At 59.4% G+C, this 12344-nt stretch carries 11 protein-coding genes; 7 read left to right on the forward strand and 4 right to left on the reverse strand.

Annotated features, from left to right (window positions below; all coding sequences use genetic code 11):
* Nucleotides 1-4: 4 nt before the first annotated feature.
* Nucleotides 5-1567, reverse strand: coding sequence for a type VI secretion system protein TssA (gene tssA, locus KVG87_RS06230; RefSeq protein ID WP_056790892.1), 1563 nt, complete (start codon nt 1565-1567; stop codon nt 5-7).
* Nucleotides 1568-2266: 699 nt separating this feature from the next.
* On the opposite strand from tssA, the gene tssI reads away from it, so the two are divergent.
* The 5 genes from tssI to KVG87_RS06255 all read left to right on the forward strand — a co-directional run bounded on the left by tssI (nt 2267) and on the right by KVG87_RS06255 (nt 8703).
* Nucleotides 2267-4291, forward strand: a complete 2025-nt coding sequence (tssI, locus tag KVG87_RS06235) for a type VI secretion system tip protein TssI/VgrG (protein WP_217849765.1) — start codon at nt 2267-2269, stop codon at nt 4289-4291.
* Nucleotides 4288-5136 carry a DUF4123 domain-containing protein gene (locus KVG87_RS06240; protein WP_110644529.1) on the forward strand — a complete coding sequence of 283 codons (849 nt, stop codon included), beginning with the start codon at nt 4288-4290 and terminating at the stop codon, nt 5134-5136. Before tssI ends, KVG87_RS06240 begins: the two co-directional genes overlap by 4 nt.
* A complete protein-coding gene (locus KVG87_RS06245) occupies nt 5133-5924 on the forward strand; it encodes a hypothetical protein (RefSeq protein ID WP_217849768.1) in 792 nt (263 codons plus the stop codon). Before KVG87_RS06240 ends, KVG87_RS06245 begins: the two co-directional genes overlap by 4 nt.
* Nucleotides 5921-8251, forward strand: coding sequence for a lipase family protein (locus KVG87_RS06250; protein ID WP_217849771.1), 2331 nt, complete (start codon nt 5921-5923; stop codon nt 8249-8251). The genes KVG87_RS06245 and KVG87_RS06250 overlap by 4 nt, the downstream gene beginning before the upstream one ends.
* A gap of 83 nt (nt 8252-8334) precedes the next feature.
* A complete protein-coding gene (locus KVG87_RS06255; RefSeq protein ID WP_217849774.1) occupies nt 8335-8703 on the forward strand; it encodes a DUF2388 domain-containing protein in 369 nt (122 codons plus the stop codon).
* Between the two features lie 113 nt (nt 8704-8816).
* Here the strand turns inward: KVG87_RS06255 and KVG87_RS06260 are convergent, their stop codons facing one another.
* From KVG87_RS06260 to KVG87_RS06270, 3 genes are all read right to left on the reverse strand, one after another.
* Nucleotides 8817-9092, reverse strand: coding sequence for an HU family DNA-binding protein (locus KVG87_RS06260; protein WP_003213368.1), 276 nt, complete (start codon nt 9090-9092; stop codon nt 8817-8819).
* Nucleotides 9093-9282: 190 nt separating this feature from the next.
* On the reverse strand, nt 9283-10431 hold the full coding sequence (locus KVG87_RS06265; protein ID WP_217849776.1) for an NAD(P)/FAD-dependent oxidoreductase: 1149 nt from the start codon (nt 10429-10431) through the stop codon (nt 9283-9285).
* Between the two features lie 19 nt (nt 10432-10450).
* Complete coding sequence (locus KVG87_RS06270) at nt 10451-10618, reverse strand: rubredoxin (protein WP_016772491.1); 168 nt, start codon at nt 10616-10618, stop codon at nt 10451-10453.
* Nucleotides 10619-10819: 201 nt separating this feature from the next.
* Between KVG87_RS06270 and KVG87_RS06275 the strand changes: the two genes are divergently transcribed.
* Both KVG87_RS06275 and ubiA read left to right on the forward strand, forming a co-directional pair.
* Nucleotides 10820-11380, forward strand: coding sequence for a chorismate--pyruvate lyase family protein (locus KVG87_RS06275; RefSeq protein WP_217849778.1), 561 nt, complete (start codon nt 10820-10822; stop codon nt 11378-11380).
* Nucleotides 11380-12270, forward strand: a complete 891-nt coding sequence (ubiA, locus tag KVG87_RS06280; protein WP_076564596.1) for a 4-hydroxybenzoate octaprenyltransferase — start codon at nt 11380-11382, stop codon at nt 12268-12270. The genes KVG87_RS06275 and ubiA overlap by 1 nt, the downstream gene beginning before the upstream one ends.
* Nucleotides 12271-12344: the final 74 nt, after the last annotated feature.

Consider the following 12344-nt stretch of genomic DNA (forward strand, 5'->3'; position numbering starts at 1 on the left):
GGGCCTATTCGAGTACCACTTCGAGGTCGAGGTGGCACAGCCTGCGATAAATCTCTTCCTTGCTTTCACGTACGGCGTGGTTCTGCGGCAACAACTCGCAGCAACTGTGCAGCAGGTGCAGCACTTGCAATGCAAGATCGGGCTCCCAGGCGTGCAGGCCTGAGTCCTGTAATGTCTGATCGAGGGTTTCGAGCTGGTTCTTGGCCAGTTCGTATTTCTTGGCCAGGAAACACAGCCGCGCGAGGGTGAACTGCCAGAAGAAGCGTTCGCGGCCACCGTGGGCCGATTGCAGACCCTGCTTGAGAATCTGCACGGCCGGCTTCAAACCTTCCTTGCGCAGAATCGGCTGGACTTCCTCGAGGGCCTTTTCCCAGGCGGGCTGGGTTTCGACGTTCTCGCTTTCGACCTTGCGCGGCGCGCTGGCGCTTTGCAGGTGCGGCATGACGTTGGCAGCGATCCACGCCCGGGTGGACGGATCAGCAAACGGCGCGCCGTCATGGAAGCGCAACTCGATAATGCCCGGCAGGCGCTGAATCAAAAGCGCGAAGTGGATTTCCACTTCGCGCATGGCCAGCTCGGCGTTGAGGTTCTGGAGACATTCCCAGACCATCCTCTGGCCATCGAACCAGAACGGCGCCTTCGCCAGGCTCGCCTCCAGTTCCACCAGCAGGTCGGCGTATTTGCCCTGATCGAAACGGTCCTGATAGAGCTTGAGCTTTTCCAGCGGCAGACCGCGCAGCACGGTGATCTGCTCGGCGTTGCGCTCGGGCACCGCGTCGATGGTCATCCACAGCAGCGTGCGATTGAGGCGCAGGGCACGCAGGTCGGTAGCCTTCTGCTTGAGCCACCAGGCACACAAAGGCCGGGCGCTGTCCTGCTGGGCGCGCAGGGCTTTGTGCGCATCCCGCTCGTTGTCGATCGGCGCGCCAGGGGTGAGCAACTGGGTCGCGGCCTGCTTGACCTGCGCCACCGCCGCGCCCACCACGCCGGGCGCCGGCTGGTTGTCGGCGGCACGCTGGATCATGGTTTTCAGGCGGCGGGAGATCGGCAATAACAGCGGCGCGTCATCGCCCAGGTGTTCAGTGCACGCGGCCTCAAGGCCGGCCAGGTGCTCGGAGAGCTGCCGGAACATCGGCAACTGCTCTTTGATCGCAATGTTTTCGGTGATGACCTGCTCGAGACGCGGCACCAGCCAGCCGATCGCGGCGGCACGGGTGCGGGGTTTGAGCGGGTGGACGTCGGCCCAGTTGTTTTCCGACAGATGGTGCAGCAGACCGAGGCCGGCGAGCAGCCCGGGGAAGGATTCGCGCTGGTACAGCGACCAGGTCAGCCAGGCGCCGACACGCAGATCCTTGGATTGGGTACGCAGCAGATTTTCGCTGTTTTCGCGGATTTTCAGCCAGTCGATCTGCCCGCTTTCGTGCATCGACGAAGCCTTGGCCAGCTCACTTTCCAGCGCCTCGAACTCGCTCGAAAAACGAACGTCTTCGCCCGCGAAATTCTCTTTGGAAACAGAGACTTTTGCGAGTTCGAGGTAATGGGCGGAAAGTTTGCTTGAGTAGGACATCCATGGCCTTTATTAAGGATTACAGTCATGCGCGTGAATGGAGTTTCAGCAACGCGGGACAGTATCGAAGAGCAGTTCAGCGACTCATCCAATTGAGATGTGCTCTTTCAAGTGGGCGCATCGTAATCAGTATGATGGCCACTAGCAAGCATCTGATTAAACAACAAGACGAACTGTTCATTGAGGTCTGTAGGAGATCGCCCTATATGTCGCAGGGGTTTCCCTGATGCCGTTTATTGATCAGCGCATTTTCCCGGCTCCCGCCAAACCATTGTCCCAGAGCCTCGGCCGCAGCCGGGCGAGTTTACCTGACGCCCGCACCCTCGAGCGGCGTGCAGCATGCCAAATTAAAAAAAAAATAGAAGTAGGACACTTCCTAAAATGACCGGGTTCCATCGAGAAGTTTGCAGCGACAACGATCAATGCAAAAAGTGCCACTATAATGATGGCACTTCATTATTCTGAAACTTTACTTCCCCGGCAAATACTGGCACTTCGATAGTTATCCGAGCCGCGTCCTACAGACACATCTCCCATCCCGACCAAGACTTCCACACCCGGAATACTCTGACAAATATCAGGGATACTTCTTACATCAATTAGTTTGCCGCGCCGCTAGCTTGCCCTGGCAACTTTTCATGCGCGGCGATCAGGGAGGACGGCATCGCGCTTTGACTCACTTTGCTTAAGGACAAGCCCATGTTCGGCAAAGGCCACTGCGCGCCATTCTCACTGCATATCCCGGCCATTCGTCACGACTTCAAGGTGCTCGCGTTCACGGGCACCGAAGCGATCAGTCAGCTGTACGCATTTCGCATCGAGCTGGTGAGCCAGCACGCGGATTTCGATCTGGAAAGCTTGCTCAGCCAACCTGCGTTTCTGCAGTTCGGATCAGCGGGCGAAGGCATTCACGGGCGGATCGAAAACGTCATGCTCGGCGAATCAGGCAAGCGCCTGACCCGTTATGAACTGACACTGGTACCGGCGCTGCATTATCTGCAACTGAGCCACGACCAGCGGATTTTCCAGCAACTGACCGTGCCGCAGATCGTCGCGCAAGTCATCAAAGGCCATGGCATCCAGGCCGATGACTTCACGTTCAATGTCGCCGCCGGTGAGCCTCGTGAGTACTGCACGCAGTACGGCGAAAGCGACTTTTTGTTCATTCAGCGTCTGTGCGCCGAAGAGGGTATTGCCTGGCACCATCAACATTCGCTCGACGGGCACTTACTGGTATTCAGCGACAGCCCGGTGTTCGCACCCAAATTGGGTACGACAGCCTTTCGGGTTGATAGCGGCATGGTTGCCGAACACCCGGTGGTCAACCACCTGACCATGGGCTTCAACACCCGTACCAGCACCGTCACCCGCCGTGACTATGACCTCAAGCGCCCAAGCCTGCTGCTGGAAAGCCGCTTCACCGCAGAGTTCACGCCGGCTCTGGAGGAGTATCGCTATCCACTGTTGATGAAGTCCGAGAAGCACGGCAAACAGCTGGCGCGTCAGGCCTTGGAGCGCCATCGCAGCGACTATCAATGGATTGAAGGCAAAAGCGATCAGGCGATTTTGCGCAGCGGTCACCTGTTCGAGCTGAGCGAACATCCCAGGGCCGAGTGCAACGAGTTGTGGCTGTTGGTCAGTCTCAGTCACGAAGGCAAGCAACCGGCAGTGCTCGAAGAGGCTTTCAGCAGCGAGGCGAAACCTGCCGATGGTTTTTCCCAGGGCTATCGCAATACCTTCAGGGCCATTCCCGCAGAGGTGGTCTACCGTCCGCCTTTGCCCGCGCCAAGGCCCTTGCTGGTCTGCCAGACCGCGCGCGTTACCGGGCCTCCCGGAGAAGAGATCTTCTGCGATGAGTACGGCAGGGTTCGTGTCGAGTTTCATTGGGATCGCGCTGAACGCAACAGCGAAAAAAGCAGCTGCTGGTTACGCGTAGCTTCCAGTTGGGCAGGTGACGGATTCGGTGCGGTGACCATTCCCCGGGTCGACATGGAAGTGGTCGTGACCTTCCAGGAAGGCGACCCGGACCAACCGCTGATTACCGGCTGCATCGCCAACAAGGCCAATGCCGTCGCCCATCCCTTGCCGGCGAGTAAAACCCGCACGGTATTACGCAGCCAGAGCTCACCGCGCAATGGCGGCTACAACGAACTGTCGATCGAGGATCGCGCCGGGCAGGAGAAGATCTACCTGCGCGCGCAGCGCGACCTCGAGCAACTGATCCTCAATGACAGCCGCAGTCTGATCACTCGCGACCGCCATGAGCATGTCGGCAATGACAGCACCAGTCTCATCGAGGGCAAGGATTCGCGCACTCATCAAGGACTGCGCAGCACAGTAATCAACGCCGACGACTTGTTGCAGGTCAGCGGCACCAGCAGCCAGACCCTGGGCGCTCTGGTGATCCAGGCCGGCCAGCAGGCGCATGTCACGGCAAGCAACGTGGTGATCGATGCCGGCATGAGCCTGACGCTGTCAGCGGGCGGCCATCACATCGTGATCAATGCCGGCGGGATTTTCAGCAGCGTGCCCATCGTTCAGGGCGGAGCGCCACTGCCGGGGCTCGCACCGCTACAACCGCTGCAAGTTGAGGCCGGCCTGCCAGCTGCGATCAACGCCACGCCGCTGTCGATCGTCAACAGTGCCCGCCAGCAGGCAGCGGATTTTTGCCCGCTGTGCGAAGCCTGCGCAGCGGGTCTGTGCGAGCTGGGAGAAGTCGCATGAGCCCGGTCGAACAATGGTTGCACGCTCAGTCCCGCGCCGGCTGCGAACTGTATCTGATGCTCGACACCGACGGCCAAAGCGCAGAGCACGCTGCGTTGACCCGCGACCTCGGCACCGAGCGGTTTCGTCCGCTCTACAGCGGCACGCCGGCCGAGTCGCTGGTGCCGACCGGCCCGCTGCTGTTGCAAATCGATACGGCGCAGCATCCCGCCATCCAAACCTTGCTCGCCACGCCCGAGCGCAATTGGGGCTGGCTGGCCAGTGCCCGTCACGTCGAACTTGATCTGCTGGCGGCGCATTGGCGCGAGCGCCTGATAACCGGCGAACGTCCGAATCAGGCGGTGTACCGCGTGCATGACAACCGGGTTCTGGGCCGTGCGCTGGCGCACCTGCAACCCGAGCACCGCGCGGCGTTTCTCGGGCCATTCAACAGCGTCTGCTATTGGCACGCAGAGCGATGGAACGCCATCGACAACCCGGACCCCGGCCACCACCCGCTGCCGATGGATCCGCCGTGGCTGCACACGCCGACCCCGGAGCTGATCTACGCCAACGTGCTGTTCGACAACACCCGCCGTTACCTGGTCGGCGAACACACCGAAGCCATGGCCACGCTGGCCGAACAGCTCGACGTCGATGAGTGGCTGTGGGGCCTGATTCAACTGACGCACTTGTGGGGCTGGCAACAACCGGAGCAAGTGCATTTCTTGCTGACGCGCAGTTTGCAGTTACCGGGATATCGGCCAGGCAAATCATGGCTGCCCAAACCCGGTGAAGATCCGGCGATGCATTTTGAGCGGGTATATCAGGAAGCGTTGTATTGGCAGGGAGAGGTAGGTCGATGAGGCACTTGAAACGAGGGTTGCTGCTGAGTGGTTGCCTGGGATTGCTGGTGGGTTGTACGACGGTGAAGACCCCGAACACCTTTATGTTTGTTCCGGATTTTCCACCTGGATTCAAGTACGACCTGACGGCCACCTATGTTCCGGCCAAGGGCCAAACATGCACCGTGCCTGGCGGGAGAAACACTCAGCTGGGATACAACAAAACCAATATGAAGTACGAAGGGACTTCCGAGATCCCGCTGTACAGAACCGTAAGCGAATGTCCGCTGGCGCTGAATTACATCGAGATCAAGGTCATCGGTATTTATGGTTCAGGACGAAGCAACTTCAGTTATGACTACGCCTCGATTGCTGTACGTCCGGAGTTGTTGGAACGACAGATGGGTAGTTTCAGAGATGACGAGACAGCTGAGTTCTTTGGTGAGTGCATGTGGTCTTTTCGCACGGTGGGCCCGAAGCGTTATCTGATCAAACTGCTGACCTGCAAAAAAATGGATGCACAGGGCAATGTCGGGCGGAGCCGTCCTTTCACGGCGTACACGCTGACTCAGCTTTCTGGAAAAACGGTGACTCTGAAAATCCAATTATCTGAGCGGGAAAAGCCCGCTTTTGGTGACACGTGGGTAAAAGTGCCCGGCGGATGGAAGCGCTGCATGGGGAAAGCCTTTGAGGATCAGGATGCGTTCTGTTTCGGCAATTACAAAGACTTCAGCACATTCAGGATGGTAGACGAGCGCATCTGCACTATTTACCCCGATTGCACTGAAAACAAGGATCAGACCCCATGAGCATTGAGCCGACAGATTCCGGCATTGCGGCCTTTATGCAAGGCAACATCCACGCCTGCCCAAGACGCGGACAAGCCACAAGTTTTCAATTGGTGGACGAGTTCGGTGATGGCAAACCCTACGCCGGTTTGACCTACGAAGCCGTCGATTACGAAGATATTGTTTATACCGGCAAACTGGATTCCTCGGGCTCCGGAAAAGTTCTTGATCATTACTGCGGTCCCGTAACCCTGAAGCTCAGTCAGTTTTATCAGGGTAAAGAGGAAATATATGCGCGACTGAAGGAACGACCGCACTACCCTCTCCCCATCACCGAACTCCAAGTCCGCGCCGAAAAAACCCGCTTCTTCCACAAAACAGGCACTCGCACCCAGGCCAACCCCGCCAAGGACCTGTCCGAAACCGATGCGTACTGCCAGGTCGAAGTCAGTGAACTGGTAAAACACATCGCCCACTTGCCGCCGCTGGCTGCTCGTCGCGACGCTCCGAAGAGGGCGGCGCACAAGCTCATGCGCCCCGCTGCGAAGTCCAGAGACTTCACGGTCGTCGATAAAACTTCTGCGGATGGCGGACTGCACACAATCTTGAGTGCGGCGGAGATGGCCACCGTCGAACTGGGGTTTTCCCCGCCGCCGCCCAAGGGCGTCGCACTGCTGCCGAACAAACACCATGTGCTGGAAGTACGTCCGATGAGAGCGCTACGGCCAATGCTGTCGACAGGCGACGCGTTCTGCGCGCTCAACCTTTATCAGCTGTCGGTGATGGCGACGCTGAGCTACACCGATTTCGGACAGGAACCCAACACTCAACCGGTGCAGACCGACACGGTAAGCTTTCCGCTACAGCCCAGCAGCGGCAACTGGTTCGGCCACGCGCTGCCGCAGTTCGACGAGTTGTGGAAGGTCGATGACTCGCAAACGCAGAAATACTACCCACTGTACGAAGACGTACCGTATTCGAAACGCCTGGAAGTGGTGCCGTTCGACCCGAACCTTTACCCCGAAGTGAATGACCCCGCGTTAGGGAACCAACAAGAACACCCCGCCAGACTGCATTTCTTCGATGATCGCAAACAGGTCGAAAGCACGGACACTCAGGCCTTCATCTGCCACCACGACGAACTGATCCTGATCAGCGTACGCGGTACCAGTGAGATCTGGCCCGACGGCCGGCGTGACGGCGATGCCTATCAGGTTCCCTTTGCCGAAGGCGAAGGCAAAGTGCACCGCGGTTTCTACGGTGGCGCTTTGGCGGCTTATCCATTTATCGTGACTTATCTGGAAAAATTCTACAGCGGGCAAAAGCTGCTGATCACGGGTCACAGTCTGGGCGGTGCAGTTGCACTGATCCTGTCCGAGATGCTGAGACGCAACCTGGAGTTCTCCCCGCAAATCGTGCTCTACACCTACGGCGCCCCCCGCGCCGGCGACACCACCTTCATCGAAAGCGCCAGATCGCTGGTGCATCACCGCATCGTCAATCAGAACGACCCGGTTCCGAGCGTCCCCGCCACATGGATGAATACTTTCGCCAAGCCGAAGGAAATGTATGCGGCCAACGTGGGACTAGTGGCCCTGCATCCAGTTGGAGGTTTCGCATTTCTGATCCTGGGAATGATCAACTTACTGGGAGATGACTATGGGCATCACGGTGATTTGCGTCATTTCATGCCGGTGACATTTGGCGAAGGTCACAAGTCGTCGATTCTGTGGAAACCGGGTTGCAGCACGATCATCGATCACGGCTGCGCCAAGGCCCTGCGCGCTACCAACGGCTTGCCCGAGCGCGAATCGTTTTTGCGGCAGTTGTTCTCCGCAGGTCACCACTCAATGGTCGGCAGCTACATCCCCGGCTGCTGGGCCAGCTTGCGCCGTTGGCAGGAAGCACTGCAGCTCAAGCGTTCGCTGGTGACCAATCGCGAATTCGAGTGGATCAGCAGCGCCCTGGAGAATATTCAGCAACAGCTGCGGGCCGTTAAGCGCGATCTGCAAAACAACCACCGTTCTTACGTGCGAGAGCAGGAGCGCGCGCACAAGACGCTGATGCTCAATCAGGAAATAGACAAGATCAGCATGACCAAGGCCCGCCTGACAGCGCTGCGCAGTCAACGGGTCACTGAGACCGACGTTTACGGCAGCTATGCCGACCAGCCCGAATGGGTCGAGGAAAGTCTGCTGCGCTGGAACGCCCACCCTGAAAACCTGGTTCAGGAGCAACTGGCGATGATTCCGCCAGCCGCTGAAGACCACGACGCCGCTATCGCCGCGATGACCGGTGGGCATGCGGTTGGCGCGCCGTTTCAGCTGGATATTGATTCGATTGTTTAGCGCTCTGACGTAATCCTTTCTCGACTCAAAAAGACACGCAGTGCGCCTGGCGGCGCAATTTAGGACAAGGAGTTCAATTAGACATGGGCACTAGCTTTTTAAAAAAACGGATCACGGCTCCAGCCTTAATTTTGCTTTTTATCAGCACCTCTGTTCCGGCTGAAATGTGCATTGCAAAAATTTGCATGTTTAAAGGCCCATTATCATCAACGGGGGCTATGTTGCTCTTCACAACAACCGTGCCGTTTTATACGACGTCGGAAGAAATCAAAAGCCTTTCGAAGCACTACGTGCAAGCTGTAAGGGACGACGCCACTACCTATATCGCTACGGACGGAGAATTCGACGGGGCCATGCTTGAATCGGCATGGCGTGCATATCACCTTCAGAATACCGAGCAGAAATTAAGCAAGAGAGACTTTGCCCATATGGTTTTGGCTACCTACGGATAGCCATTAAATATCCGGACGGATAGCAGACGTACAAAAAATGGGCACCCGACCGCAATCGGTGTGCCCATTTTTCATTTGCGGTTCTCCCCGTCATTCAGGGGAGCACGCCGCCATCAAGGATTGACGCTGTCTTTCAACGATTTGCCTGGCTTGAACGCCACGGTGTTGCTGGCCTTGATCTTGACCGGTTCGCCGGTCTGCGGGTTTTTGCCGGTGCGGGCGCCACGGTGGCGTTGCAGGAAGGTGCCGAAGCCGACCAGCGTCACGCTGTCCTTGCGGTGCAGGGCGCCGGTGATTTCTTCGAGGACGGCGTTGAGGACGCGGTTGGCCTGTTCTTTGGTCAGGTCTGCCTTTTCGGCGATTGCAGCGGCGAGTTCTGGTTTACGCATTAGTGAAGCCCCTTTGACGGTTTTTTGTTGTTATGTCCGTGCTGTTCTCGTTGGAACAGCGCCCAAGGCGCCGCAGGCTCTACTCTGCGGCAGACGGGAGTGAGAATGGCACGCCGCCAACGGCGGCGCCAGTCTCCCCAAGACCTTTGTCGGGGCAAAAGAGCGGTGTTTGCGACAGAACGACCGGCATTTACGCCAGCAGCGGCGGCAGCTGTTTGTTCAGGGCCAGTTTTTCCATGACCGCCCCGCCGGTCAGGGCGTAACCGAGCAACTGACCGTCGGCACCGTGGCACAGCGCTTTGACGTCGGCGCCCTGCCCTTCGACGCTCCAAACGCCTTCGCTGCCCCGTGGTGGCGGCGAAACCACCAGCGGGCACACCGGGGTTTTCACGGTGATCGGCATCGGCCCGTAGCTGACCGCGGTCGGGTTTCCAGTGAGGGTTTGCGCCAAAGCGCGCGCGCAGCTCATCAGCGGCATCACGTAGAGCAGATTGAGCCCATCGACTTCAGCGCAGTCGCCCAAGGCGTAGATGTTGGCGTGAGAGGTCTTCAGGTAACGATCGACCATCACGCCGCGATTGATCTGCACGCCGGCAGCCGCTGCCAGATCGATGCGCGGGCGCAGACCGATCGCCGAGACCACCACATCGCACGGGATGATCTGACCGTCGGACAGGTGCGCTTCGAGGCCATCGACTACTTTCTCCAGGCGGGTCAGCACCGGGCCGAGGTGAAACTTCGCCCCAATACCTTCCAGCCCGGCCTGCACGGCCGCCGCAGCGGCAGGATGCAAGAGCATCGGCATGACCTGTTCGCACGGCGCGACCAGTTGCACTTCGTAGCCGCCGAGGATCAGGTCATTGGCGAATTCGCAGCCGATCAGCCCGGCGCCGAGCACCAAGACCCGACGCTTGCCCGTCGCTGCGGCACGGAAGCGCGCGTAGCCTTCCAGATCGTTAATCGGGAATACCAGTTCCGCGCCGTCGCCTTCGATCGGCACGCGCACGGTTTCCGCGCCCCAGGCCAGAATCAAGTCGCGATAGGGCACGGCTTCTTCACCGATCCACAAGCGTTTGTGGCCGGCATCGATGCCGCTGATGCGCGTGTGGGTGCGCACTTCGGCCTTCAGCTGCTCAGCCATGGCGCCGGGTTCGGCCATGCTCAGGCCGTCGGCGTCCTTGTTCTTGCCGAAGCCGGTGGAGAGCATCGGCTTGGAGTAAGAGCGGCCGTCATCGGCGGTGATCAGCAGCAGCGGGGTTTCGCTGTCGAGCTTGCGAAACTCGCGGGCCAGGTTGTAGCCCGCAAGCCCGGTGCCGATGATGACGACTGGTGCGCTCATGCCTTACTCCTCTATTTGCTTAGTTGATTTCAATCATTTCGAAGTCCATTTTCCCGACGCCGCAGTCGGGGCACAGCCAGTCTGCCGGTACGTCTTCCCAGCGGGTGCCCGCCGCGATGCCGTCATCCGGCCAGCCATCGGCTTCGTTATAGATCAGGCCACAGACGATACATTGCCACTTCTTCATTCAGGTACTTCCTCAGGGTTCAGGCGTAGTGCCGGCGCGGACGGTCGATGGGTGTTGCGCTGCCATCCTGCTCAGGGCGTTTTGTACTGAGGGTGCCGCGCAGATGCAAGCCTGTTCGGCGCAACGGCGGCCGGCGCCGCTCAATCCTGTCGCCTGCCATGGTAAGCTCGCCGCCTCATTTGCGGCCAATAATGACTCATTGTGCAACATTCAAATGCCTGCCCCGCCCCGCTCTGGCTGACCCAAGACCGCCTGACGCCCCGCCCCGATCCGTTGACCCTGGACTGGTTGTTCGACGAAGGTTCGCTGACCCGCCGTTTGACCCGTTTGTCCGAGGATGGCTTCAGCGTGTCGCCGTTGTTCGAAGGCTGGGACACCCTGCGCGCTGATGAATGCGCGGCGCTGGATCTGGCCGAGGGCAGCGAAGGCTGGGTGCGCGAGGTGTATTTGCGCGGCCACGGCGAGGCCTGGGTGTTTGCCCGCAGCGTTGCCTCGCGGGCGGCCCTGCAAGGTGATGGTTTGCACATGGATGAACTGGGCAGCCGCTCGCTGGGCGAATTGCTGTTTTGCGATCAGGCGTTCCAGCGCCGCGCCATTGAAGTCTGCCACTACCCTGAACAATGGTTGCCGCCAGCGGTGCAAGCCCCTGAGCTGTGGGGCCGGCGTTCGCGTTTCGACCGTGGCGCGCTGAGCGTCCTGGTCGCGGAAATCTTCCTGCCGAGCCTGTGGGACGCCGCCCGCGCCCATCCGGAGAATTGCTGATGTATCAGAGCCTGCTCAAGTCCCTCAACCGTCTGAACCCGCGCGCCTGGGATTTCGTTCAGTTGACGCGCATGGACAAGCCGATCGGCATTTACCTGCTGCTGTGGCCGACGCTGTGGGCATTGTGGATTGCCGGCAAGGGTTCGCCGTCGCTGGCCAACATTGTCATCTTCGTCCTCGGCGTGGTGCTGACCCGTGCCGGCGGCTGCGTGATCAACGACTGGGCCGACCGCAAGGTCGACGGCCACGTCAAACGCACCGCGCAACGACCTCTTGCTGCTGGCCGGATCAGCTCGAAGGAAGCGCTGGTGTTCTTTGCCGTGCTGATGGGCATCAGTTTTCTGCTGGTGCTGTGCACCAATGCGCCGACGATCTGGCTGTCGCTCGGCGGTCTGGCGCTGGCATTCACGTATCCGTTCATGAAGCGCTACACCTATTACCCGCAAGTGGTGCTGGGCGCGGCGTTCTCCTGGGGCATGCCGATGGCCTTTACCGCCGAGACCGGCGAGTTGCCAGCGGCGGCGTGGCTGCTGTGGATTGCCAACCTGCTGTGGACGGTGGGCTACGACACTTACTACGCGATGACCGACCGCGATGACGACCTGAAGATCGGTGTGAAATCCACGGCGATTCTGTTTGGCGAGGCGGATCGGGTGATCATCCTCAGCCTGCAGGCATTGTCGCTGGCCTGCCTGATTCTGGCCGGGTCGAAGTTCGAGCTGGGGATCTGGTTCCACCTCGGCCTGCTGGTGGCTGCGGGGTGTTATGCGTGGGAGTTCTGGTACACACGCAGCAAGGACCGCATGCGCTGCTTCCAGGCCTTCTTGCACAACCACTGGGCCGGGTTGGCGATATTTGTCGGGATCGTGCTGGATTACGCGCTGCGCTGATGCATGACACCTGTGGGAGCGAGCCTGCTCGCGAAGGCGTCATGGCAGTCACCTCTGCGATAACTGACACAACG

The organism is Pseudomonas siliginis, assembly GCF_019145195.1.
Lineage (GTDB): Bacteria > Pseudomonadota > Gammaproteobacteria > Pseudomonadales > Pseudomonadaceae > Aquipseudomonas > Aquipseudomonas siliginis.

Excerpts from the sequence above, each read along its gene's own strand:
- KVG87_RS06255 (WP_217849774.1), top strand. The coding sequence starts at position 8,335 with ATGGGCACTAGCTTTTTAAAAAAACGGATCACGGCTCCAGCCTTAATT.
- ubiA (WP_076564596.1), top strand. The coding sequence starts at position 11,380 with ATGTATCAGAGCCTGCTCAAGTCCCTCAACCGTCTGAACCCGCGCGCC.
- KVG87_RS06260 (WP_003213368.1), bottom strand. The coding sequence starts at position 9,092 with ATGCGTAAACCAGAACTCGCCGCTGCAATCGCCGAAAAGGCAGACCTG.
- KVG87_RS06240 (WP_110644529.1), top strand. The coding sequence starts at position 4,288 with ATGAGCCCGGTCGAACAATGGTTGCACGCTCAGTCCCGCGCCGGCTGC.
- tssA (WP_056790892.1), bottom strand. The coding sequence starts at position 1,567 with ATGTCCTACTCAAGCAAACTTTCCGCCCATTACCTCGAACTCGCAAAA.
- KVG87_RS06250 (WP_217849771.1), top strand. The coding sequence starts at position 5,921 with ATGAGCATTGAGCCGACAGATTCCGGCATTGCGGCCTTTATGCAAGGC.
- KVG87_RS06245 (WP_217849768.1), top strand. The coding sequence starts at position 5,133 with ATGAGGCACTTGAAACGAGGGTTGCTGCTGAGTGGTTGCCTGGGATTG.
- KVG87_RS06265 (WP_217849776.1), bottom strand. The coding sequence starts at position 10,431 with ATGAGCGCACCAGTCGTCATCATCGGCACCGGGCTTGCGGGCTACAAC.
- tssI (WP_217849765.1), top strand. The coding sequence starts at position 2,267 with ATGTTCGGCAAAGGCCACTGCGCGCCATTCTCACTGCATATCCCGGCC.
- KVG87_RS06270 (WP_016772491.1), bottom strand. The coding sequence starts at position 10,618 with ATGAAGAAGTGGCAATGTATCGTCTGTGGCCTGATCTATAACGAAGCC.